The 22,864-nt window shown below is 69.9% G+C and carries 20 protein-coding genes and 1 pseudogene; 15 read left to right on the forward strand and 6 right to left on the reverse strand.

Translation table 11 applies throughout. The annotated features are described in order from the left end of the window. The first annotated feature begins 97 nt into the window (after positions 1 to 97). The 3 genes and pseudogenes from ACFWJB_RS32905 to ACFWJB_RS32915 form a co-directional block, all read left to right on the forward strand. Positions 98 to 475: a hypothetical protein gene (locus tag ACFWJB_RS32905; protein WP_386926806.1), complete on the forward strand. Its 378-nt coding sequence runs from the start codon at positions 98 to 100 to the stop codon at positions 473 to 475. A gap of 102 nt (positions 476 to 577) precedes the next feature. Further along, complete coding sequence (locus ACFWJB_RS32910; protein WP_386926808.1) at positions 578 to 1,423, forward strand: aldo/keto reductase; 846 nt, start codon at positions 578 to 580, stop codon at positions 1,421 to 1,423. A 73-nt stretch (positions 1,424 to 1,496) separates the two neighbouring features. Then, positions 1,497 to 1,679, forward strand: a pseudogene (locus ACFWJB_RS32915) (NAD(P)H-dependent oxidoreductase); the annotation flags it as partial. Here the strand turns inward: ACFWJB_RS32915 and ACFWJB_RS32920 are convergent. Beyond that, complete coding sequence (locus tag ACFWJB_RS32920; RefSeq protein WP_386926810.1) at positions 1,607 to 1,882, reverse strand: DsbA family protein; 276 nt, start codon at positions 1,880 to 1,882, stop codon at positions 1,607 to 1,609. The pseudogene ACFWJB_RS32915 and the gene ACFWJB_RS32920 sit on opposite strands and share 73 nt — an antisense overlap. Positions 1,883 to 2,097: 215 nt before the next feature. Then, on the reverse strand, positions 2,098 to 2,475 hold the full coding sequence (locus tag ACFWJB_RS32925; RefSeq protein ID WP_386926812.1) for a DUF2267 domain-containing protein: 378 nt from the start codon (positions 2,473 to 2,475) through the stop codon (positions 2,098 to 2,100). Between the two features lie 632 nt (positions 2,476 to 3,107). Here ACFWJB_RS32925 and ACFWJB_RS32930 point away from each other — a divergent pair. After that, positions 3,108 to 3,674, forward strand: a complete 567-nt coding sequence (locus ACFWJB_RS32930; RefSeq protein ID WP_386926814.1) for a type 1 glutamine amidotransferase domain-containing protein — start codon at positions 3,108 to 3,110, stop codon at positions 3,672 to 3,674. A gap of 546 nt (positions 3,675 to 4,220) precedes the next feature. Here the strand turns inward: ACFWJB_RS32930 and ACFWJB_RS32935 are convergent. From ACFWJB_RS32935 to ACFWJB_RS32950, 4 genes are all read right to left on the reverse strand, one after another. Beyond that, the gene (locus ACFWJB_RS32935) at positions 4,221 to 5,375 is read right to left on the reverse strand and encodes an acetate/propionate family kinase (protein WP_386926816.1); all 1,155 of its coding nucleotides are present in this window, start codon (positions 5,373 to 5,375) and stop codon (positions 4,221 to 4,223) included. A gap of 731 nt (positions 5,376 to 6,106) precedes the next feature. Beyond that, on the reverse strand, positions 6,107 to 8,278 hold the full coding sequence (locus ACFWJB_RS32940) for an FUSC family protein (protein WP_386926818.1): 2,172 nt from the start codon (positions 8,276 to 8,278) through the stop codon (positions 6,107 to 6,109). 148 nt (positions 8,279 to 8,426) lie between these two features. Continuing rightward, complete coding sequence (locus ACFWJB_RS32945) at positions 8,427 to 9,560, reverse strand: hypothetical protein (protein ID WP_385457586.1); 1,134 nt, start codon at positions 9,558 to 9,560, stop codon at positions 8,427 to 8,429. A 469-nt stretch (positions 9,561 to 10,029) separates the two neighbouring features. Beyond that, a complete protein-coding gene (locus ACFWJB_RS32950; RefSeq protein WP_386926820.1) occupies positions 10,030 to 11,808 on the reverse strand; it encodes a PucR family transcriptional regulator in 1,779 nt (592 codons plus the stop codon). Positions 11,809 to 12,027: 219 nt separating this feature from the next. Here ACFWJB_RS32950 and ACFWJB_RS32955 point away from each other — a divergent pair, with 219 nt between their 5' ends. The 11 genes from ACFWJB_RS32955 to ACFWJB_RS33005 all read left to right on the forward strand — a co-directional run bounded on the left by ACFWJB_RS32955 (position 12,028) and on the right by ACFWJB_RS33005 (position 22,856). After that, positions 12,028 to 12,516, forward strand: a complete 489-nt coding sequence (locus ACFWJB_RS32955) for a general stress protein (protein WP_386926822.1) — start codon at positions 12,028 to 12,030, stop codon at positions 12,514 to 12,516. A gap of 52 nt (positions 12,517 to 12,568) precedes the next feature. Beyond that, positions 12,569 to 14,476: a molecular chaperone DnaK gene (gene dnaK, locus ACFWJB_RS32960; protein WP_385457580.1), complete on the forward strand. Its 1,908-nt coding sequence runs from the start codon at positions 12,569 to 12,571 to the stop codon at positions 14,474 to 14,476. Between the two features lie 9 nt (positions 14,477 to 14,485). After that, positions 14,486 to 15,103 (forward strand): nucleotide exchange factor GrpE, encoded by a 618-nt coding sequence (gene grpE / locus ACFWJB_RS32965; protein WP_385457578.1) that lies wholly within the window; start codon positions 14,486 to 14,488, stop codon positions 15,101 to 15,103. A gap of 6 nt (positions 15,104 to 15,109) precedes the next feature. Next, positions 15,110 to 16,063 carry a DnaJ C-terminal domain-containing protein gene (locus ACFWJB_RS32970; RefSeq protein WP_385457576.1) on the forward strand — a complete coding sequence of 318 codons (954 nt, stop codon included), beginning with the start codon at positions 15,110 to 15,112 and terminating at the stop codon, positions 16,061 to 16,063. Continuing rightward, positions 16,063 to 16,470, forward strand: a complete 408-nt coding sequence (locus ACFWJB_RS32975) for a chaperone modulator CbpM (RefSeq protein ID WP_385457574.1) — start codon at positions 16,063 to 16,065, stop codon at positions 16,468 to 16,470. Before ACFWJB_RS32970 ends, ACFWJB_RS32975 begins: the two co-directional genes overlap by 1 nt. Then, positions 16,461 to 19,100, forward strand: coding sequence for an ATP-dependent chaperone ClpB (clpB, locus tag ACFWJB_RS32980; protein WP_386926825.1), 2,640 nt, complete (start codon positions 16,461 to 16,463; stop codon positions 19,098 to 19,100). Before ACFWJB_RS32975 ends, clpB begins: the two co-directional genes overlap by 10 nt. Continuing rightward, positions 19,097 to 19,555: a thioredoxin gene (gene trxA / locus ACFWJB_RS32985; RefSeq protein WP_385457570.1), complete on the forward strand. Its 459-nt coding sequence runs from the start codon at positions 19,097 to 19,099 to the stop codon at positions 19,553 to 19,555. Before clpB ends, trxA begins: the two co-directional genes overlap by 4 nt. Positions 19,556 to 19,561: 6 nt before the next feature. Further along, positions 19,562 to 19,825 carry a UBP-type zinc finger domain-containing protein gene (locus tag ACFWJB_RS32990; RefSeq protein WP_385457568.1) on the forward strand — a complete coding sequence of 88 codons (264 nt, stop codon included), beginning with the start codon at positions 19,562 to 19,564 and terminating at the stop codon, positions 19,823 to 19,825. Next, positions 19,825 to 21,606, forward strand: a complete 1,782-nt coding sequence (locus tag ACFWJB_RS32995; protein ID WP_385457566.1) for an FAD-dependent oxidoreductase — start codon at positions 19,825 to 19,827, stop codon at positions 21,604 to 21,606. Before ACFWJB_RS32990 ends, ACFWJB_RS32995 begins: the two co-directional genes overlap by 1 nt. Positions 21,607 to 21,653: 47 nt before the next feature. After that, positions 21,654 to 22,151, forward strand: coding sequence for an Hsp20/alpha crystallin family protein (locus ACFWJB_RS33000; RefSeq protein ID WP_385457564.1), 498 nt, complete (start codon positions 21,654 to 21,656; stop codon positions 22,149 to 22,151). 312 nt (positions 22,152 to 22,463) lie between these two features. Beyond that, positions 22,464 to 22,856, forward strand: a complete 393-nt coding sequence (locus tag ACFWJB_RS33005; RefSeq protein ID WP_386926829.1) for a DUF2267 domain-containing protein — start codon at positions 22,464 to 22,466, stop codon at positions 22,854 to 22,856. Positions 22,857 to 22,864 lie beyond the last annotated feature (8 nt).

The raw sequence follows: 22,864 nt of genomic DNA on the forward strand, positions 1-22,864 counted from the left end.
GGGGCGCGCGCGTCGTCTTGGGGGGGGGGGGGCGGGGGGCGGGGGGCGGCGCGCCCCCCCCCCCCCCCCACTGCCCCGGCTCCTGACCGTGGGGGTAGTGGTCTTCCCGGTCGGCCTGGTCCTGTGCGCCGTTTCCCTCTATCACCCGGCGCTCTGGCTCTACCTGGTCGCCGTGTCCCTGTCGGGAGCCGGCTCCGGGCTGCTGTTCAAGGGAGGCGTCGAACGCGCGGGTTCAGTGGCCGAGCCCGCCTCACGCGCGGGGGTCCTCGCCGTGTTCTTCGTCGTCGCGTACCTGGGAATGGGCCTGCCTGCCGTCCTGTTCAGCATCGCCCTGCGGCACTTCGCCGTGCAGACCGCGATGACCGGCTTCGCGGCGGTCCTCTCCTGCGGCGCCGTGGTGTCGGTCGCCGTCGCGTTGCGCGACCGCGCGCCCGGGCCCGGCGAGCTCTTGGCGCAGTCCGTTCGCCCCTCCTGACCGTTCTGCGGCGCATGCGACACCGGCTGTCTGCGAGGCGCGGACCTGGGCACCCGGTGCGGGTGTACGTGACACGGATCCGCTGCAGACGGGAGGCCCGAAATGTCGGCGGAATCGGCCAGAACGATTGCCCTCCCCGCCGGTGAGGAGATCGCGGCGCTCGGGCAGGGCACGTGGTACCTGGGCGAGGACCCGGCCCGGCGTGAACAGGAGATCGCCGCGCTGCGGACGGGCGTGGATTTGGGCATGACCGTCGTCGACACGGCGGAGATGTACGGTGACGGCGCAGCCGAGGAGCTCGTCGGGGAGGCCCTCCAAGGACGCCGGGGGGAGGTCTTCCTCGTCAGCAAGGTGCTGCCGCGCCATGCCGACCGGAAGGGCACCGTCGCCGCCTGCGAGGGCAGCCTGCGGCGGCTCCGTACGGAACGGCTGGACCTCTGCCTGCTGCACTGGCGGGGACGGCGGCCGCTCGAGGAGACCCTTGCGGGGTTCACCGACCTGGTGGAGGCGGGGAAGATCCGTCACTGGGGCGTGAGCAATCTCGACGTTGCCGACCTGGTCGAGCTGATGGCCCTCCCCGGCGGCGACGCCGTGGCCGTCGACCAGGTGTTGTACAACCTCTCCCGGCGCGGCATCGAGTGGAATCTTCTCCCCTGGTGCCGTGAGGCCGGGGTGACGGTCATGTCCTACTCCCCGATCGAGCAGGGGCGGCTGCTGAAGGCCGAGGCTTTGGGTGCCGTGGCCCGGGCGCTCGGGACGACGCCGGCCCAGGTGGCACTCGCCTGGGTGCTGGAACAGGGGGTGGCCGCGATCCCGCGTTCCGGATCACCCGACCACGTGCGGGAGAACCGCGGCGCGCTGGACCTCCACCTTCCCACCGAGGCGCTCGACACCCTCGACGAGGCGTTCCCGCCGCCCCGCGGGCCCACGCCCCTGGAGATGCTCTGAAGGGGCTGAATCTCCCGTTCTACACGTCCGAGCACGGGTCCCCGCGTCCGCCCGCCGGCTTGCGGACACCGTTCAGGCCGCCGACGCCCTGTTGTGGAGCAGCCCGACGTACCACGGGTCGGTCAGCGGCACGTTCAAGAACGCGGTGGACTGGCTCGCCCTCCTGGCCGACCACGACCCGCCCTACCTCAGCAACAAACCCGTGGGGATGCTGACGACCGCCGGTGGAGTGCAGGGCCAATCCATCGGGTGGTAGACGAGACTGATCACCTCGTCCGCCGCCAGCTCGTCAAGGATCGGCCCGCTCCTGCCCTCGAACTGCTTGCAGAACGGGCACAGAAAGTCGATGAAAGCCTTCACCTGTACCGGGCCGGCTCCGACGACGATGCCGTCCCCACTCGGCGAGGCGCCGGCCGGAACGCGGCAGGGCAAGTTGATGTGGGGCGTCTGAGTGCTCATGCCGGGTGCTCTGTCGTGAAGTCGATGGGGAATTCGCGTCGTCACAAGCGACGGGAACGGCAAGCCGACCACGGGCCAGAAGCCCGCCGCGTGCGCCGGGCCCTCGAATGCGGTACCGGAAAGGCGCACATGCCGCGCCACCGCATCGGGCCTCCGTGAGCACGGTCGGTTCCGTCCCCTCGATGATGGCGCCGGCCTCGTCGGTCGTGGCTCCTCTAGCCCGGGGCGCCGACGAGAGCCTCGAAGTCCTGGGGCAACTGGGACATGACCTGGTGGAACTCGCCGTCACTGACCGCGTCCTTCAGGGTGCTCAGCTCGGCCCGTACGCCCTCACGGGCCTCGTCCGGGCTGACCCCCGCTCGCCTGCTCACCCGGTTGATGAACTCGTCGAGTCCAAACGCCTCGGCCTCCGGAGTGGGAGAGACCAGCCGTTCCTTCAGCGGCTTGGGCAGTTCGGACGCGAGATCCTCCGCCTCACCCCTGGTGAGCCGCTCGGCCAGTGTTTCCAGGGTGGCTCGAGTGAGGGGCTCCGCCTTTTCCGGGTGGACAGGGGCGCGCCGGGTGATGGTGTCGATGAAGTTGTCGTATTCCATGAGTGATCCCCTATCTGAAGCCTTGCGGCTGTCCGGGATGCGTCCTGAGACAGCCACCGAAGGATGCGGTGTGCGTGTGGGGTGGCGGGCTGATGCCTGTCAGGGTGCGCTCGCCTCAGCAGACGCCGAGTGGCATCGGACCTCTCCATGCTCCGGATGCGAGACGCACTCTGCCTGCTCCCGGCGGGAGGAAAAGCAGCGGGCTGGGTACACCTCCGAGCACAAGTGCAGTCCAGCCACACCTCCAGATCGATAACGTTGGGGAACCGCCTACGCGGCTCGCACCCGCACCAAGGGACTGGCATGACCTCGGACGGCCGTAAGGCCGTCCGAGGGGCCTGCGCTCATGCTGCTCTGCCAGGGCAGGAGGACGCGTTCCTTTTCGGCCTCGGGTGCGGAGGCACCCAGCAGGGGGCTCTGCGAATCTCGACCGGGTAACAGCCGATGGCGGCGCGGACTGAGCGAACGACGCTGTCCGGTCCCTGGCGAGAAGGCGAGAGACATGACCTTGATGGGTGTGCCGGAGTTCGAGAGGTTCTTCCGCGCCGCCACAGGTCTCTGCGTGCGCCCTCGCCGAGACGTTCAAGATCATGTACCGCCTCGTACCGGCGACTCGTGAAGGGAGCCGTGCCGTGACACAGGAACTCCGAGGAATGAGGGTGGGAATTCTCGCCACCGACGGCGTCGAACGCGTGGAACTCGACCAGCCGCGCGGTGCGTTGCAGGGCGCAGGGGCGAAGACCGAAATCCTCTCGCTCCATCACGGCGAGATCCAGGCCCGCCAGTTCGACCTCAATCCGGCGGGAACCTTCCCCGTGGACCGCCTGGTCGCCGACGCCTCCGTCGACGACTACCACGCCCTGCTCCTGCCCGGCGGCACCATGAACCCTGACCAGCTGCGCATGGACCGCGACTCGGTGCAGTTCGTCAGGGACTTCATGGCCAGTGGGAAACCGGTCGCATCGATCTGCCACGGCCCGTGGACCCTGGCGGAAGCCGACGTCGTGCGCGGCCGCCGCCTGACGTCCTGGCCCAGCATCCGCACCGACCTGCGCAACGCCGGCGCGGAGGTCGTCGTCGACCAGGAGGTGGTCGTCGACGGGCAGCTGATCACGAGCCGCGGCCCGGCCGACCTGCCCGCCTTCTGCGCCGCCGTCGTTGAGCAGCTGGCCCGGGCGCATCACCCCGTCCCCGGCTGAACCAGGGGTCCGGTCGCCTCGGCGAGAGCAGGCGGTGCACGGCGGGTGGGTCCGCTGGGCCGCCCCCCATCCCACGGGCCGGTCGGCCGCGGCGACGCTCCGTACGACCGCCGGTCCATAGCCTCGTGCAGCCGCGTCGACCGCCACGCCCGGGATGGGATCGTCGTGCGCCGTGCCGGCGCGGAGAGGAGGAAGCGGTCCTGCGTCCCGGGTGGGAACCAAGGAAAGCCGTCCGCCTCCTGAGCGTCGCTGGAGACGGTTCCCCGTGGGCCGGAACCCCGTGCCGGGCCGGACCCCGAGGACCGCGCCACAAGCCGCCAACCGGAAGCGTCGTCCCGCTCCCCGCCTTCGCAGACGAGCGCCAGCGTGACCTTTGTACCAGGAACTGATCCAGTGCTGCGGAAACTGGCCGTCCGGCTGGCGGAGGTGGTCAGATCGGCGATGCCTGGAACGCTCCCGCGGAGAATTCACCACGCGCGACGTCCGTCATCTGGTGACAACAAGACTGGCCACGCGCCAGACCTGACGACAAACGCCTAGTGACAGCTACCGCGTCCCGTCAGCCATGCCGAGCACCCGTCGGGTCTCGGCGGCGATCTGCTGTGTCTCGCCGGTTGCGACCACGAGGACCGGGACACCTCTCACCGTCTGATCGACGCGTCGGAGGCCTTCCCGCATCAGATCTTCCAGTTCGGGGACGAGCAGCCCGCCTCGTACACCGAGAACAGTCAGAGCCGAGCAGACCTCCTCGCGTACCTCGGGTTGGTCTTCGCCGATCTCCCCGGTGAAGACCAGCGCATCCAGCCGGTCCAGCGAGGCGGCCATCGAGGCGATGCCCCTGCGGCAGCTGAGTGTGAACGTCGCCAGCGCCAACGCGGCCGCGGCATCACCCTCCGCGCGGGCGCGCACCAGGTCCCGGGTGTCTCCCGAGGTACCGGAGAGGCCGAGCAGACCTGAATGCCGGTGGAGTGTGTCATCCAGTTCGTCCGTGCTCAGACCGTGCCGCCGCTGCAGCCACAGCAGCGCGCCGGGGTCGAGGCTGCCGCTGCGCCGGCTCATCACCAGACCCTCCAGCGGAGTGAGGCCCATGGTGGTGTCCATGCTCCGTCCGTTCCGGACGGCGCAGGCCGAGCAGCCGCCGCCCATGTGCACGAGCACGACCTGGAGGTTGCCGACAGGTCGGCCCAGGGCCTGCGCAGTCCTCTGCAGCGCCCACGAGTAGGAAAGCCCGTGGAAGCCGTACCGGCGCAGCCCGTATTCGGCTCGCCATCGCTCCGGCACGGCGTACGTGCGCGCCTGTGCCGGCAGATCCTTGTGAAAGACAGTGTCGAAGCAGGCGGCATGAGGAATGCCGGGCAGGAGTTCTCGTGCGGCATCGACCACCTGTAGGGCAGGGGTCACGTGCAGCGGTGCGAGATCGGCGACATCCGCCAGCAGAGCCCGTACGCGTGCGTCGATCAGCGTATGTCCAGTCAGGTGCGGACCGCTGTGGACGATGCGGTGACCAACCGCCGCAGGAGCGGGCACCTCGCTGAGGAAGTTCCGCAGAACCGCCGCCGCAGCAGGCCCCGGCGGCTCCGAGACGTCTCGATCCGCCACCCGTTCACCATCCGCCGCGAACAGAGCGATGTGAAGGCTCGACGAGCCGGCATCGAGGACCAGTACGTGACCATCACGCTCGTGGGAGCGGCCAGCACTCATCACACACCTCCAGTGCACTCGCGTCCTCCGGCACGGTGCGCCCGCCACGGAGTGCGACCCTGTCCTCGGAGTCGGCATCGAATGCGGGTTGTGCTCCGACCGGCTCGGCGGTCGGTGAGGATGTCCCAGTAGCCGTCCTCCAGTCGGGTGCCGACGTTGCGGCCACGTCGGACACGTCGACCTGTCGTTCGCCGCCAGGGGCGCCGCGGTTCCCGCGGGTCGGAGACGAGGTCCCGGGCCGAATCGGAGGACGTACCCAGGATCGGCGCCAGGGCGGGCCGCAGGTCTGCCGCATCACCCCGGTCCTGCCGCCTGGTGGGTCGACGTCGCGCCTGGCCGCCTTCCCCAGGCTGCCACCACAGGGAGGGATCCGCTCGTCCACCCCTTCGGCAGCACGCCGCGCCAGCGGGCCTGGGCACTCCTGGCGTGCTGAATGTGCGATCTACTCTCCCGAAAGGCCGAGCCGCTCCACGCCGTCCGCCGTGCCAACGGGAACCGGCCCCTCTACGCGGCCCCTCGTGATCGGCCTGACTGTAGGCATCCGCAAGGTGCGCATCGTGACGGTCGAGGCGGAGAAGACCTTGCGGTCGAACGTCCAGGGGATCGAACTGCTCGCCCTGGCGAGGCTGATCCTCGTGATGACGACAGCGCTGTACGCATGGCGGCGCTCGACGCGGCCCGGAGACCACTTCCCGCTCCAGGAGGCGCGGCGCTCCCGGTCGCCGGAGCCGTCACCCACCCCGATGCGCGGGTGCCGATCCGTCACCTTCAGCCGCGGCCGCCCGCACCCGTTGCTCCTCGCGAGCGGAGCTGACGTCCCGTTCCAGGGGTGTGCGGCTCACTGCTGTCGCGAGGTCCTCCAGGGCCCGCTTCTGCAATTCCGCCCCGCGTCGTAGCACCGGGCTCCGGTCCCCGGCGGCGCGCTCCCACGCGTGGAGCGCTTCCTCCACGCGCCCCCAGTCCGGATTCCTGTGTTCACGTACGTCGTCCGCCGCCTGTGCGGTGTCTGCCTCCAGGGCCTCGGCGAGCCGCTCCGCCTCGGGGACGAAACGGCTGTCGACCCGCGGGACGTGGCTCTCCATGAGCATCGCCGCCCTGTCGAACCTCATGAGGGCCTCCTGCGCCTCCTGCGCCTCGCGCGATGTCAGACCTCTGGGGCGGACCGGTTCCTGCTTTGCGCGGTCGTAGGCCTCCTGCCAGGCGGCACGTGCCTCCCTGTTCGCCAGCAGGGCCCTGCGCACGTCGGCGCGATGTTCCCGGGTCGGTTCGGCGTAGTCGCGGAGCACTGTGGCGGCGTAGCGGCCGTTGGCGGTGAGCCAGTCCGCCAGCCGGCCCGGCAGCCGGGGGGTCTCCCAGGCGGGGAACACCACGTACGCCAGCATTGCCAGGGCTCCGCCGAGCAGGGTGAGCACCACCCGCTCCGGGACCGTCTGCTCCCACGCCTGGCCGCCCATGCCGAGCAGGAAGACGACGTACGCAGCGGTGAAACACTGGGAGTAGGCGTAGCCGGTACGGATCAGTGTGTACGACAGGCCCGCCGAGACCACCGCCAGCGCGCCCGACACATGGGCGTCCGGGCCCAGGGCCCTCACCATCCCGGTGGCGAGCGCGACCCCCGCCAGGGTCCCGGCGAGACGGGCCACCGCACGCGCGTAGGTCCGGTGGAAGTCCGGCCGCATCACCATCACCGAGGCGATGGGTGCCCAGTAGCCGTGGCCCAGGGGAAGCCGGGAAGCGATCAGATAGCCGAGCGTGGCCACCGCCGCCAGGCGGACGGCGTGCCGGAACACGGGCGACTCCGGGCGGAGCTCACGGCGGACCGCGCGGACGACGACCGGAAGCAGCCGGAACATGGTCGGCCGCATCAGGAACTGGGCGTTCGCTGAGCCGGGCGGGGTAGGCGTCCTGTCGCGCGCGCACCCGCTCCCGGCGATCTCCAACGCGTCTCCGAGCAGCTCCACGAGCCGCTCGGCGGCCTGTCGCGCCGATCCTTCCAGCACCTCGCCCTCCTCGTCGACGCGCAGGACGTCCGCGCTTTGGGGCGGTACCTCGGCGGGAGTGCCGCGGCGGATCGAACGGGCGGCCGCGTCCAGGACATCGGCGGCCGCGCCGAGCAACTCCCGTGCTCGGTCCCGTCCGGGTCCCTCCGCCGGGGCGCCGACGTCCGGATCGGCGAGCGCGGCGACGACTGGAAGAATGCGCTCGGCGAGGCCCCGGGGGCCGTGGAGGACGGGGGGACGGGTGCGGGCCTGTGACGGCGTCACGGCAGCCGCGTCCCGGGCTGTCATCAACGGCTCCGGGTCGAACGGGGCGGTCGGGTCGTGCCGCAGCCGGCGGGCGTGGTCCGCCACGGCGGCCAGGGCGTCGGCGAGCGCGTCACGATGTGCCCCCCAACGGCGGATCGGGAACAGCAGGATCAGCACAGCCTGCACCATCCCGCCGACTGCGATGATCCCGGCATGCTCCATGGCTCGCCCGACGCTCGTGGGCAGGGTGATGGTCACCAGCATGCTGCCGACCGTCGTCGCCGCGACGATCCCAGCGGTCGATCCGACGGCCCACGCCATCCCCGCGGAGAAGGCCCACACGGCCAGCAGCGGGAGGAACGTCGCGAGTCGCCCCGCCGCCAGGTAGCCCACGAAGGTGCTGAACGCCAGACCCGCGCCCGCGCCGAGCGCGATCACCTTGCGCGGACGCCAGGTGCGCTGAAAGGTAGCCCCGCCCGCGGAAAAGGCACCGAGGGCGGCGGACGCGGCGTACGCAGGGGAGACGAGCCACAGCACCGGCCCGATGACGAGCGCCACCCCGACAGCCGTGCGCAGCGCGAGCAGGGGCTCCAGCCGCGTCTCCTCGATCGTGAGCCCGGATCGAACAACCTCCCTGAAGGCCCGCAGCCATCTCACGAGGGGCAGCCTAGCCAGAACACCCTGCCGGGTCGCGTCGGCCACACCCCCGCCGCCTGGTCAGCCGGGTGAGGACATGCCTGCCGGTACGACACCGCCCCTTCATCATGGGCCCGGGCGTCCGGGAGCCATTTGGTCCGGTAGGAATTCACTTCGAGGGTTGGTCGCCGTGGTCGTCCTGGAGCATGTGACGACGTTCCTGCTCGCGCTTGGAGTAGGCGGCTGCCCGGATGGCCTCGTCGCTCTCCAAACCTGATCCCAGAGCGCCGCCCACGGTGGCGACTGAAGCGACGAACCAGGACAGTGTCCAGTATTCCGTGGCGTGCAACGGGGTTCGCGTCGCGGAGACGAACACCTGGCCGTTGAGGATGAACAGCGCCCACACGAAGTTGATGAGCAACAGACCCACGTAGCAGACGAGTACGCCGATACCCACGGTCACGACGGTCGAGGCGTTGTAGAGAGCCGTCCTCTTCCGCTCCTCCGGCGAGGCGTCCGTTGATCGATGCCACAGGTGTGCGTCCACGATCAGCCAGCCGATCATGAGCGCGACGGACCCGACCATGGCGATCACGAGGCGTGGCGTACTCAGGGCCGCGGCCAGGCTCCAGACGGTGGCGTTCACGGTGGCGATGGCACCCGTGGCGAGTGCGGCCGCCAGGGCCTTCGACAGACCCGGCACCAGCCGCCACGGCCGATTGGCGCGGACCATCCCACCGAGCACCCTGAGGTAACCGCGCGGCCCACTGGTGGTGTACCGCAGATCGGAGGTCTCCTCCGCACCGACCGGACCTGGATGGACAGGCGCGAGACGGTCGACCAAGGATCCCCGCGGCGGCTGACTTCGCGGAGCTCCCTCAGCCCTGGCGGCCCGCGGGTCCGCCAGGCTGAGCACGGCGCCTTCCACGGCCCGCCGGGCCCTCGTCTGCAGTCGCCAGGCCCCCAGCGAAGGAAGGGACAGCAGCGCCACTCCGTGTTCGTGACTCAGGTCCACCACGAGCTTGCGCCCGTGCGAGTGCAGCGGAAGGTCCGTGAGGGCCACGACGACGTCCCAGTTCTCCTCACTCGCGCGGTCCAGGATCCGGCGCACCAAGGTGGGCGGGTCCTCGGTCCCTGCGGTGAAGGGCTCACTGACCACCTCGACGTCGAACCGTCGCCGCTTGCCTGACTTCCTGGCGAGTCGATCAGGAAGCGTCCGGGCAATGCGCTGAGCGATCTCGGTCGGTGTATCCGGGTCCGCCAGAAGAGCCACGACCGTAACGCCCTGCGCCGACACCGGCATGGCTGGACCCTTCTCCCCGCGACCCCAAGTGCCCACAGGATGCCCCCGGGGCGGCGTCGGCGCCACGTGACACGCGCTGGACCCCGCCGACTGGTGCAGGCGGTGCGGCCGGATCTCCTCGCCCTACAGGGCCTCCTCCGGGTCACGACCGGGGGGCCACTGAGAACGCCCGTTCGGCGCCACTCCGGCCCGCACCGCACGTCGAGCCACCGACCACGGGCGGCGTGACAGGCACTGCTCACCCAGAAGGTGGAACTCGAAGCCGCCTAGAGTTCCGCGTCGGCTGCGGCGCGGCAGGGTTCAGAACCTCTCGCAGCGGGCGGGGCAACTGGGATGCGAGGTCCTTGGTCTATTCCCGGGCTGATCCGCCGGGCCAGCCCTTTCAGAACGGCACTGGTGACGTGGACGGCTTCGTCCTGGTCGTTGTACTCGTCTCGCTCGCGCAGCCGGTCCCATTGCCGTGGGCTGCTCAACCGGGTCCGCCGAGCATGATTTTCCACACCCGGGTCGCGACCTGCAGGTTGAGCCGGTCCTCCACGTTCGTGAGGTCATGGCCGCTGATCTCGCGGATGCGCTGGAGCCGGTACCGAAGCGTGCTGCGGTGGATCGTGAGGGACTCGGCGGTCTCGGCGTAGTTGCCGCCGCAGTCGAAGTACCGGGACAGAGTCTCGACGAGCGATGCACCGTGCCGGCCGTCGTAGTCGACGAGCTGCCCGAGCCATTCCCGAACGAACCCCTCCAACTCCTGATGGTCGTTCCCAGGTCCCAGGATGCGGTAGAGGCCCAGATCGTCGAAGAACGTCGTGCCGTATCGACTTCGGGACCGTCGGCGTACCTCCAGGGCACGCAGTGCCTCTTGATACCGTCCGGGGATACCGCCCGGGGTGTCGCAGCGGGCGCTCACCCCGATCGTCCCGTCAGTTGTTCCGGTCTCCCGGGCGAGCGCCTCGTACAAGGCGTGGTCGTGGGGCCTGCCCTCGGCGACCAGGACCACGTGGTCGGATTGCCGAGTCACCAATGACGGCATGCCCACGGCCGAAGCCGCCCGGCCCACGGTCCGCGCGAAAGCGTCGTCGGGAACCTGGCTCCTCCACTGCACGACGACCACGTACTGGATGCGGTGCAGGTCATGTCCGAATGCCTCGGACCGGGCGTAGGCGCTCGCCTCGTCCGTTCCCGCCAGAAGATCGTCGACCAGTTCACGACGTAGTCGCAGCTCCACCCCCGCCAGATGGCGCAGGTGCGACAGCTCCAGGGTGAGTGACGTGGCGGCGTGCTCCAGAGCGAACACGGTGTAATCGTCGGCCTCGTCCTGGGGATCGACCAGCGCCAGCACTCCGAGAACCTCACCGCGGGGGCGCATCACGCAGATGAGCCGGTCCTTGATCCGCACGGGTGCGCCTCTCCGGGCGACCCCCTGGAGCATCTCCTCATGGCGCAGGGGGTCCGGGTCCGGATAGGGGTCGGGCCGGCCGGGGCCGGTCCAGGACCGCAGTCGGCCGAAGCGGTCCTCCACCAGCACCGAAAATCCGGTGAGCTCATGCAGTGCGCTGGTGATGGCTTCCTCGCCGCCGCCCGAAGCCGCGACCTCGGCGAGGGCCTGGTGCACGGCCCGCTGGTATCCCGCCTCGACCACGAGGGAGATCAGCCGCTGCTGGAGGGTTGCGCGTTCACGTCGCATTCGGTGCAGCTCCAGCGCGTCCTCCTGCTGGCGGCGGTGTGCGACGGCGACCGACAGGGCCGAGGCGGTGAGGCGTACCAGCGTAGTGAGCAGGAAGTGCTGGGCATGGGTGGGCCGGGAGTGAGACGTCACCACGAGGTAGCCGTGCAGTCCGCCGGGTCCGTGCAGGGCCAGGGCGCGGCCCCGTGACCGGCCGGGAACGGCAACGGGGCCGTCCCGCCCGGTCAGCTCCCGCACCGTCCGGTCGACGGCTGGCGCGCGCCCCCGCCCGCTCTGCGAGCTGGGGACCAGCTGGCCCTGCACCCTGAGGTATCCGGCCTCGGCTCTGTACGGGCCGACGGCCGACACGTGGTCCATGGCCAGGCGCAGGATCTCGCGTTCGTTGCGTGTGTCGAACAGGAGGCGGGAGATTGCCAGTAGTTCGTGGGGAGGGTCGGCCGGGCTGGGTAGGTGCGGACGGGACCCTCTCGACGAGGCCGTCGGGTGCGGCCCAAGACGGCCCCGTGGCAGTCTGCCACCCTGGTCGGGACGGCCTCGACGCACATTCCGGGCCCTGCTGCCGGCCATGGGATCATGCCCTTTCCCCTAGCCCTCATAAACGTGAGCGGACTCCGCGTACCCCTCTGCGACCGGCTCACCCGAAGTCTTGGCAAGTTTCACCTCGTGCTCGCGGGGCGACCGGTTTCGCTGTTCTTTGACCTGCCGGGGGCAGGCGTAGAGCCGCTCGGTTCGCGAGCCTGGTGTGTGCCGTGGGCGGCCGTCCTCGCCGGCAGGAGGGACTGGGCAATGACCGAGCAGCCTTGCAGGCCCGTTGCCGCGTACGAGACGTACCCAGAAGCCGGACGCGCCGTCGACCACCTCTCGGACCAGGGGGCTCCCGTTCAGAGGGCGGCCATCATCGGCCAGGAAGTCCGCCCCGTCGAGCAGGTCGTCGGGCGTATGGACTACGGCCGGGCCGCCCTGCACGGTGCGACCAGCGGGGCCCTTCCCGGTGCGCTGACCGGCTGGCTCTTCGGCTTGGTCGACTGGGTGGACCCGCTCGTATCCACACCGCTCGCCGCCCTCTACGGGCTGATTCTCGGGGCGACCGTGGGCGCGCTGTTCGGTCTGCTGCTGTACGCCCCGCAGGGCGGCCGCCGGGACTTCGCCTCGGCCCGTTCGATGCAGCCCAGCCGGTACGACGTCGTCGTGGACGAAGCGGTCGCCGATGAGGCCGTACGGCTGCTCGGCCGAATGCAGACCACCGGCGCCGACAGACATCCCATCCACACATGAACGATCGGACCGCAGTTGCGGCGCATGCTCGCCGCACCGGGAGGAGTTCCTCATGGCCAAGGCAGTGGGCATCGACCTGGGCACCACGAACTCGGTGATCGCCGTATGGGAGGGCGGCGAACCCTCCGTCGTGCCCAACACCGAGGGCAACCGTACGACACCGTCCGTGGTGGCCTTCACCGACACCGGAGAACGGCTGGTGGGCCAGCTGGCCCGGCGCCAAGCGATCCTCAATCCCAAGGGCACCATCTACTCGGCCAAGCGGTTCATCGGCCGGCACTTCGACGAGATATCGGACGAGGCCAGGGCAGTGGCGTACGACGTCGTCGAGGGCCCGGGCGGCGTCGCCCGCTTCAAGGTGCGCGACAAGCTTTACGCACCCGAGGAGATCAGCGCCCAGGTACTGCGCAAACTCGCCGACGACGCCTCCAAGCAGCTCGGGGAGCGGGTCACGGAGGCGGTCATCACCGTGCCCGCCTACTTCAACGACGCCCAGCGCACCGCCACCAAGGACGCCGGACGGATCGCGGGACTGGAGGTGCTGCGGATCATCAACGAGCCGACCGCGGCCGCCCTCGCGTACGGCATGGACAAGAAGCAGCACGAGACGGTGCTGGTCTTCGACCTCGGCGGCGGCACGTTCGACGTGAGCATCCTCGACGTCGGTGACGGCGTGGTGGAGGTGCGTTCCACGGCGGGCGACAGTCACCTGGGCGGTGACGACTTCGACCGGCGTCTGGTGGATTACCTCGCGGACGACTTCCAGAAGGAGAACGGCATCGATCTGCGCAAGGACCCGCAGGCCCTGCAGCGCCTGTTCGAGGCGGCGGAGAAAGCCAAGACCGAGCTGAGCTCGGTGACGCAGACCCAGGTCAGCCTGCCGTTCATCACGGCCGATGCCTCGGGGCCCAAGCATTTGACCGACTCGGTCATGCGGTCCACGTTCGAGCAGATCACCAGCGATCTGGTGGAGCGGTGCCTGGGGCCGGTCCAGCAGGCCATGGCCGATGCCAAGGTCGGCGAGAGTGACATCGACGAGGTGATCCTCGTCGGGGGTTCCACCCGCATTCCCGCAGTCCAGGCGCTGGTGCGCCGGCTGACCGGCGGCAAGGAACCCAACATGAGCGTCAACCCTGACGAGGTCGTGGCCCTGGGCGCCGCGATCCAGGCCGGGGTGCTCAAGGGCGAAGTCAAGGATGTCCTGCTGCTCGACGTCACGCCCCTGTCGCTGGGTGTCGAGACACGGGGCGGCGTGATGACGAAGATCATCGAGCGGAACACCACCATCCCCGTGCGCCGCACCGAGACCTTCTCCACCGCCGAGGACAACCAGCCCGCCGTCGACATCGTCGTCCTGCAGGGCGAGCGCGAACGGGCCGCCGACAACCGGGTGCTCGGCCGCTTCCAGCTCACCGACATCCGCCCGGCGCCGCGCGGCGAACCGCAGATCGAGGTCACTTTCGACGTCGATGCCAACGGCATTCTCAACGTCAAGGCCCGAGACAAGGACACCGGCAAGGAACAGGGCATCACCATCACCGAGAGCTCCAATCTCGATCGCGGCGAAGTCGAACGCATGGTCCAGGAGGCCGAGCGCAACCAGGGTGAGGACCAGGCCCTGCGTGAGGCCGTCGACGCCCGCAACGAGCTCGACGCCGTCGCGTACCAGGTCGACAAGCGCCTCGCCGAACTGGGCGACGCCGCACCCGCGCACGAGAAGGCACGCGCCGAGATGCTCGTGTCGGATGCCCGGGCGGCGGTCAAGGAGGAGGCAGGCGTGGAGCGAGTGCGTCCCCTGACCTCCGAACTCCAGCAGGTGCTGTCTGGGCTGTCGGCGCATCAGGGCGGCGCCACCACGGGCGGTCCCGAGCAGGACACCACCGGGGGTGGTGCGGGTGGCGGCCCGAGTGGCGGTGGCGGTGACGAAGACGTCATCGATGCAGAGTTCGACAAGGACTGAGGAACCGCCATGCCGATCCACCCCAGGGAATCCGACCCGGCCGTGCCGGACCCGGCAGACCCGGCTCCGGAGGGCGCCGTAGGCCCTCCCCGAGGGGATCTTCCGCGCTCGGGCCCGCCGACCGGGCCGGGGCCCGACACGGACGAGGAACCCGGCCCCGACGCGGCCGGCGGCCCCGCCCCGTCCGAGGACGAGCACACGGCAGAACTCAAGGAACTCGAGGACCGCTGGCGGCGCGCGCTCGCCGACCTCGACAACCTCCGAAAGCGCCACACCAGGGAACTGGAGCGGGAGCGGACGTCCGAGCGGTCCCGCACGGCCGCCGCCTTCCTGCCCGTCCTGGACAACCTCGAACTCGCCCTCACTCATGCCGGATCCGACCCCGGCGCGGTCATGGAGGGCGTCCGGGCGGTACGCGACCAGGCGGTGAACGTCCTCGAACTGCTCGGCTACCCGCGGCACGCGGAGACCGGCGTCGCCTTCGACCCGGCCCGGCACGAGGTGGTCGGCGTCGTCCAGGACCCCGACGCCCCACCGGGCACGGTCGTCGAGGTGCTCCGCCCGGGCTACGGGGACGGCGAACGCCAGCTCAGGCCCGCCGCCGTGACTGTCGCGAAGCGGGAGTGACCGGTCATGGCACAGGACTTCTACCAGGTGCTCGGCGTTTCACGGACCGCGAGCCAGGACGAGATCCAGCAGGCATATCGCAAACTCGCCCGCAAGTACCACCCCGACGTCAACAAGGATCCGGGGGCGGAGGAACGCTTCAAGGACCTCAACGAGGCGTACAGCGTCCTGTCGGACCCAAAGACCCGGGCTCGTTACGACCGCTTCGGCGAGGACTTCCGGAAGGTCCCCGAGGACTGGGAGCAGCGGGTCGGTGCCGGCGCGGGACCCGGCGGCGGCTTCCGCGCTCGGAGGACCGCGGGTGCGGGCGGCCCCCGGGTCCGGTACACCGGATTCGGCGACGACTTCGCAGCGGAGGGCGTCGACATCGAGGACCTGTTCGGCTCCCTCTTCGGAGCAGGCGCCGCCCCGGGCGGTGTACCAGGAGCCGACCAGGAGGCCGAGCTGCCGCTCACCGTCGAGGAGGCGTACAGGGGCGGCCGTCGCACCGTCACGCTCGCCGGCCCCACCGGGCAGCCGCGGCGGTACGAGGTCGACGTACCGCCCGGCGTCACCGATGGGCAGCGCATCCGCCTGGCGGGCGAGGGCGGACAGGGAAGTGGTGACGCTGCCGCGGGGGATCTGTATCTGCGGGTGCGTATCCAACCGCACCCTCGGTTCCGGCTGGACGGCCGGGACGTGTACGTGCAGCTTCCGGTCACCCCCTGGGAGGCCGCACTGGGCGCGACGGTTCCGGTGCCCACCCCGGGCGGTGGCACAGCCAAGGTCACGGTGCCCGCAGGCTCGTCCAGTGGACGGCGGCTGCGGCTGCGCGGCGAGGGCATGCCGAACCCACGCGGTGCCGACGGCAACCTCTACGCCGAACTCCGCGTCATGGTGCCCTCCAAGCTCAGCGACCGGGAGCGCGAGCTGTTCGAGGAGCTCGCCGCCACCTCTTCGTACGACCCCAGGAGGACGTGATGAGCGACCGACCTTCATGGGCGGCCACCGGCGGTCGGACCGCCCGGGCCGGCGCGGGCGAGCGTCCCGTCGGGACGAGCGCCAGTTCCCCGGCCGTGCGGTACGCGCTCGTCCCCGTGCCCAGGCTTTCCCTGGACACCGTGGCTCGCCGCGCCGGCGTCCATCCCGACCTGGTCCGCCGGTTCGTCGCCCTGGGCCTGGTCGACGCCGAGCGCGACGCCGCGGGGCGCCTGGTGTTCGACTCCGCGGCACCGGCAGTTGTCGCCCGCGTTCAGCGGCTGCGCTCCGGTCTGTGTCTCAACTACGCATCCATCGGTCTGGTGCTCGATCTGCTGGACCGCATCAGCCTGCTCGAAGCCGCACTGCGCCGCGCCGGTACGAGGAGTGACATACCGCCATGGACATGAACCGTCTCACCCAGAAGTCACAGGAAGCCCTCCAGGAGGCGCAGACCGCCGCCGTCCGCATGGGCCAGACCGAGGTCGACGGTGAGCATCTGCTGCTCGCGCTCCTCGACCAGGAGAACGGCCTGATCCCGCGGCTGCTGCAACAGGCGGGCAGGGAGCCCGGGGAACTCCGGGCGGCTGTGCGTGAGGAGCTCTCCCGTCGCCCCAAGGTGACCGGCCCGGGTGCGGCGCCGGGCCAGGTGTTCGTCACCCAGCGCCTGTCCCGTCTGCTGGACGCGGCCGAGCGGGAGGCCAAACGCCTCAAGGACGAGTACGTGTCCGTGGAGCACCTCCTGCTCGCCCTGGCCGAGGAGGGCCCGGCGACCGCCGCCGGACGCCTGCTCAAGGAGCACGGAATCACCCGGGACTCGTTCTTGAGCGCACTGACCCAGATCCGCGGCAACCAGCGGGTCAGCTCCGCCAACCCCGAAGTGGCCTATGAGGCTCTGGAGAAGTACGGCCGCGACCTGGTCGCCGAGGCCAGGGACGGCAAGCTCGACCCGGTCATCGGCCGGGATGCCGAGATCCGCCGCGTCACCCAGATCCTCAGCCGTAAGACCAAGAACAACCCCGTCCTCATCGGCGACCCCGGCGTCGGCAAGACCGCCATCGTCGAGGGTCTGGCCCAGCGCATCGTCCGCGGCGACGTGCCCGAAGGACTGCGCGACAAGACCGTGTTCGCTCTCGACATGGGCTCTCTCGTCGCCGGAGCCAAGTACCGCGGCGAGTTCGAGGAACGCCTCAAGGCCGTGTTGTCCGAGGTGAAGGCAGCCCAGGGGCACATCCTGCTCTTCGTCGACGAACTCCACACCGTCGTCGGCGCGGGCGCCGCGGAGGGAGCCATGGACGCGGGCAACATGCTCAAGCCGATGCTCGCCCGCGGCGAACTCCACATGATCGGCGCCACCACCCTCGACGAATACCGCAAGCACATAGAGAAGGACGCCGCCCTCGAACGCCGCTTTCAGCAGGTTCTGGTCGACGAGCCGAGCGTGGAGGACACCATCTCCATCCTGCGCGGACTGCGCGAACGCCTGGAAATCTTCCACGGCGTGAAGATCCAGGACACCGCACTGGTATCCGCGGCCACCCTCAGCCACCGCTACATCACCGACCGGTTCCTGCCCGACAAGGCCATCGACCTCGTCGACGAGGCGTGCGCCCGGCTGCGTACCGAGATCGATTCGATGCCCGCCGAACTCGATGAGATCACCCGCCGCGTCACCCGCCTGGAGATCGAGGAAGCCGCCCTCTCCAAAGAGACCGACCCCGCGAGCAGAACCCGACTCGAGGAACTGCGCAAAGAACTCGCCGACCTGCGCGGGGAGGCCGACGCCAAACACGCCCAGTGGGAGGCCGAACGGCAGGCTATCCGCCGCGTGCAGGAACTGCGCCAGGAACTGGAGCAGGTCCGCCACGAGGCGGAGGAGGCCGAACGCGCCTACGACCTCAACCGCGCCGCCGAACTCCGCTACGGCCGCCTCCAGGACCTGGAGCGCCGGCTCGCCGCAGAGGAGGAGCAACTGGCCGCGAAGCAAGGGGAGAACCGGCTGCTGCGCGAGGTCGTCACCGAGGAGGAGATCGCCGAGATCGTCGCCGCCTGGACCGGCGTTCCCGTCGCCCGCCTCCAGGAGGGCGAACGCGAGAAGCTGCTGCGTCTCGACGAGATCCTGCGCGAGCGCGTCATCGGCCAGGACGAGGCCGTCAAGCTCGTCACCGACGCCATCATCCGCGCCCGCTCCGGCATCCGCGACCCTCGTCGCCCCATCGGCTCGTTCATCTTCCTCGGCCCGACCGGCGTCGGGAAGACCGAGTTGGCCAAAACCCTCGCACGAGCGCTGTTCGACTCCGAGGAGAACATGGTCCGCCTCGACATGAGCGAGTACCAGGAGCGGCACACCGTCAGCCGGCTGATGGGGGCCCCGCCCGGGTACGTCGGCTACGAGGAAGGCGGCCAGCTCACCGAGGCCGTACGCCGCAAGCCGTACTCGGTTGTGCTGTTCGACGAGATCGAGAAGGCGCACACCGACGTCTTCAACACCCTGCTGCAAATCCTCGACGACGGCCGCATCACCGACTCCCAGGGCCGCACCGTCGACTTCCGCAACACCGTGATCATCATGACGTCCAACATCGGCTCCGAGCACCTCCTCGACGGCGCCACCGCCGAGGGCGAGATCAAGCCGGATGCCCGCGCCCTGGTGATGGGCGAGCTCCGCGGGCACTTCCGCCCCGAATTCCTCAACCGCGTCGACGACATCGTGCTGTTCAAACCCCTCGGTGAGCGGCAGATCGAGCAGATCGTGGAGCTGCAGTTCGACGAACTGCGCCGCCGCCTCGCCGAGCGTCGCATCACCGTTGAACTCACCGAAACGGCCCGAGAATTGATCGCCCACCAAGGCTACGACCCGGTGTACGGGGCACGACCGCTGCGCCGCTACATCTCCCACGAGGTCGAGACGCTGGTCGGGCGCGCCCTGCTTCGCGGCGACGTACAGGACGGCGCGACGGTCCGTGTCGACGCCCAGGCCGGAGAGCTGGTGGTCACCTATGACCAGTCCGAGGACGTGAAGGGAGCGCAGGCGGCATGAGCACTGTTCAGGCCACCAACGTCACCTGCCCGCACTGCGGGCGAAAGAACCGGGTCCCCGTGTCCGCCGAGGGCCGCCCCAGGTGCGGCAACTGCAAACAGCCTCTGCCGTGGATGGCCGACGCCGGCGACGACGACTTCACCGAGGTCGTCGAGCAGGCCGACGTGCCCGTCGTGGTCGATCTGTGGGCTACCTGGTGCGGCCCCTGCCGCATGGTGAGCCCCGCACTGGAGAAGGTCGCCGCCGATCTTGCCGGTCGAATCAAGCTCGTCAAGATCGACATCGACAAGAACCCACGCCTGGCGCAGCGGTTCGAGGTCCAGGCCGTACCGACACTGTTGGTCGTCGACAAAGGACAGACCATCGCCCGGCAAGCGGGTGCCGCACCTGCCCCAGCTCTGCGGCGGTGGGTGGAGCAGTCGATCGCGGGGCGCGAACCGGCCGAGAAGGAGTGATCAACCATGACCGTACGAACCGACCCCCACCTCACGCTCGTCCGGCCGGTCCAGCCACTCACCCCCGAAGGATGTCAAGAGTGTCTGCTGCTCGGCTCCCCGTGGGTCCACCTGAGGCTCTGCCTGACCTGCGGCCACGTCGGCTGCTGCGATTCCTCGCCGAACCGGCACGCGCGCCGTCACGCGGCCACCGACGGCCATCCGATCGCGGCGTCGCTGGAGCCCGGCGAGGACTGGCGGTGGTGCTTCGTCCACGAGGCGTTCGTGTGATGCCCGGCGACGGGACGCGGCCAAGCGCAGCACAGGCGCCGGAAGAGACGGAGAAGAGCGTCCCCTTCGAGACCGCCGACATCTACGGCGCCTATCCCCGCCTGCCGGAGGACCAGATGGACCGCCTGGCCCAGCGTGGCCGGCGGCGCGAAGTCGACGCCGGCGATGTGCTGATCCGGGAGGGGGAGCGGTGCGAGACGTTCTACGTCATCCTCAGCGGCTCGGTCGCCATCGTCGAGGGCTACGGCACGCCCGACGAACGTCTGCTGCGTGTGCACGGCCCCGGCCGCTTCATCGGCGAGCTCGGCCTCCTGAACGGGCAGGTGGCCTTCTACACCGCTAGGGTCAGGGACCCCGGAGAGGTCCTCGCCCTGTCCATGGATCAGCTGCGTGACCTGGTGACCCGGGACTCCGTCCTTGGCGATCTGGTGCTGCGCGCCTGCCTTGGCCGCCGTGCCCTGCTCGTCGGGCAGGGCGCCGGTTTCCGTATCGTCGGCTCACGCTATTCGTCCGACACCCGGCGGCTGCGTGAGTTCGCCGCCCGCAACCGGCTGCCGTACCGCTGGATCGATCTGGAGACGGACGAGGAGGCCGAGGAACTGCTGCGCCGCTTCCGCGTAGGCCCGGAGGAGACACCGCTCGTCATCTGGCGGGACACCACTCTGCTGCGTAATCCCAGCAACGCGGAACTGGCCCGGCTTATGGGCCTGCCCTCACTGCCGACAGGAAACCATCACGGCGATCTCCTGATTGTCGGCTCCGGACCCGCCGGTCTCGCCGCCGCGGTGAACGCCGCCTCAGAGGGCCTCGGCACGACCCTGGTCGAGGCGCTGGCCACTGGCGGCCAGGCGGGGACGTCCTCCCGCATCGAGAATCTGCTTGGCTTCCCCTCCGGGATCTCCGGCTCCGAACTCACCGACCGCGCCGTGCTCCAGGCCGACAAGTTCGGCGCGCGGATCAGCGTCCCAGCGGAGGCGGCCCACCTGGAACCGCGGGACGGCCACTACCTCGTCGGGTTCGCCGACGGCAGCGAGATCACCGCCCGCACCGTCGTGCTGGCCACCGGCGCCCGCTACCGCCGCATCCAAGTGCCCGGCATCGAACGCCTGGAGGGAACGAGCGTCCACTACTCGGCGACCGTCTACGAAGCCCAGCAGTGCCGCACCGACCCGGTGGCCGTCGTCGGCGGCGGCAACTCCGCGGGTCAGGCCGTACTCTTCCTGGCCGGGTACGCACCGCAGGTGTATCTGCTTGTCCGTGGTCCGAGCCTCGAGGCACACATGTCCCGCTACCTGATCGATCAGGTCGAACGCCATCCGCGGGTGCGCGTGCTGCTGCACACCGAGATGACCGAGGCACTCGGCGATGAGACGCTGGAGGCGGTCGACGTGGTCGACCACCGTACGGGCGAGCACCGCCAGCTCGCGGTGCGGGCCCTGTTCGTCTTCACCGGCGCCGACCCCCACACCGAGTGGCTGTCCGGCGCACTCGCACTCGACGCACGCGGTTTCGTGCTCACCGGCGCGGAGGCGCAGGCTTGCTCCATCCCCGGACTGTGGCAGAGCCAGGGCCGCGACTGCCTGACGCTGGAGACCAGCCTGCCTGGCGTCTTCGCGGCCGGCGACGTCCGCGGCGGCTCGGTGAAACGCGTGGCCTCCGCGGTCGGCGAAGGCGCGATGAGCATTCATTTCGTGCACCGCTACCTGGACCACACGGCCGCGCCCGGCGGCACCGACAGCTCTCCGCGCACCCGTCCGAAACAGTCCGCTTGGCTCGCATGACACCCAGCGGGCGACGAGATCACGAGAAGGAGAAGGAGGCGATGGGAATGGCCACGCCCGTCCGGCGCCAACGGGGTGCCGCAGTGCAGGCCAGGCCTCTTGGCTGGGCACGCAATCCGCTGACGGAGTTCGACCAGCTGCTCAGTGAGATGAGCGGGCTGATCGAATCCACGGTGGGAGACGCGGCGACCGCAGTCGCGTGGACACCCCTGGCGGATGTCACGGAGTCCGACGACGCCTTCCACGTCGAGATCGAACTCCCCGGCGTCAAGGGCAAGGACATCGACGTCGAAGCGAACGGCCAGGAGCTGGTGGTCACCGGAGAGATCAAGGAGAAGGAACGCAAAGGCGTCCTGCGCCGGAGCACCCGCCGCACCGGAGCCTTCGAGTACCGGCTGCGGCTGCCCGGAGAGGTCGACACCGAAAAGATCAACGCGCAGATGTCGGACGGGGTGCTCACCATCACCGTCCCCAAGGCCGAGGTCGCAAAGCCCCGGCACGTCGAGATCAACGAGACGAGTGAAAGCACCAGGAGCAGCGGCTGAGACGCGACCGTGGTTCCGGACACCTGTCCGGTTCCGCGGCCGGGCCGGCGAGGCTCGACGTCCGGGGTGACTCATGAACGACCTCCCGTTTCATAACCTCTCACCGCGGCGGAGGCTCGGCGCGTGGCTGGCCAACGGCTTCCTTTCGGCGCCATGGAACAGTTCACCCACGCGCTCCGGGAAAACCGGCCCGACGAGCCGCGACCGACTCGAACAGGCCGTGGTCGGCCGTTCCTGGGCACCGGAACGCTCCCGCCGTGCCCTGCGGGCGCCCCACATGAGCAGCGGTGACCGCGGCAGAAGGAGGCAGCGATGAAGTACGACGGATTCCTTGCCCATGTACGCGAGCGAGGCGAATACAAGGACCAGGACGAAGCAGCGGACGTCACCAACGCCGTGCTGGAAGTGCTGGCCCAGCGGATCAGCGCGGGAGAGGTCAAGGACCTCGCATCCCAGTTGCCCGGCCCGCTGAGAGAGGTCCTCGGCCATGCCACGCCGCAGCAGGCGCGGAGCTTCGGGATCGAAGAGTTCTACCGGCGGGTCGCCGAGCGCACCCATGCCCGGCCGCGTACGGCCGAGTGGGACGCCAGCGCGGTCCTGAGCACCGTTGCCGACGCCGTCACCGGCGGAGAGCTGAATCAGATCATCAGCCAACTCCCCTCCAGTTACGCGGTCATGTTCGGCAAGCCCGACCTCGCGGACTGAGCCCACGA

The organism is Streptomyces sp. NPDC127100 (assembly GCF_042724095.1).
GTDB lineage: Bacteria > Actinomycetota > Actinomycetes > Streptomycetales > Streptomycetaceae > Streptomyces.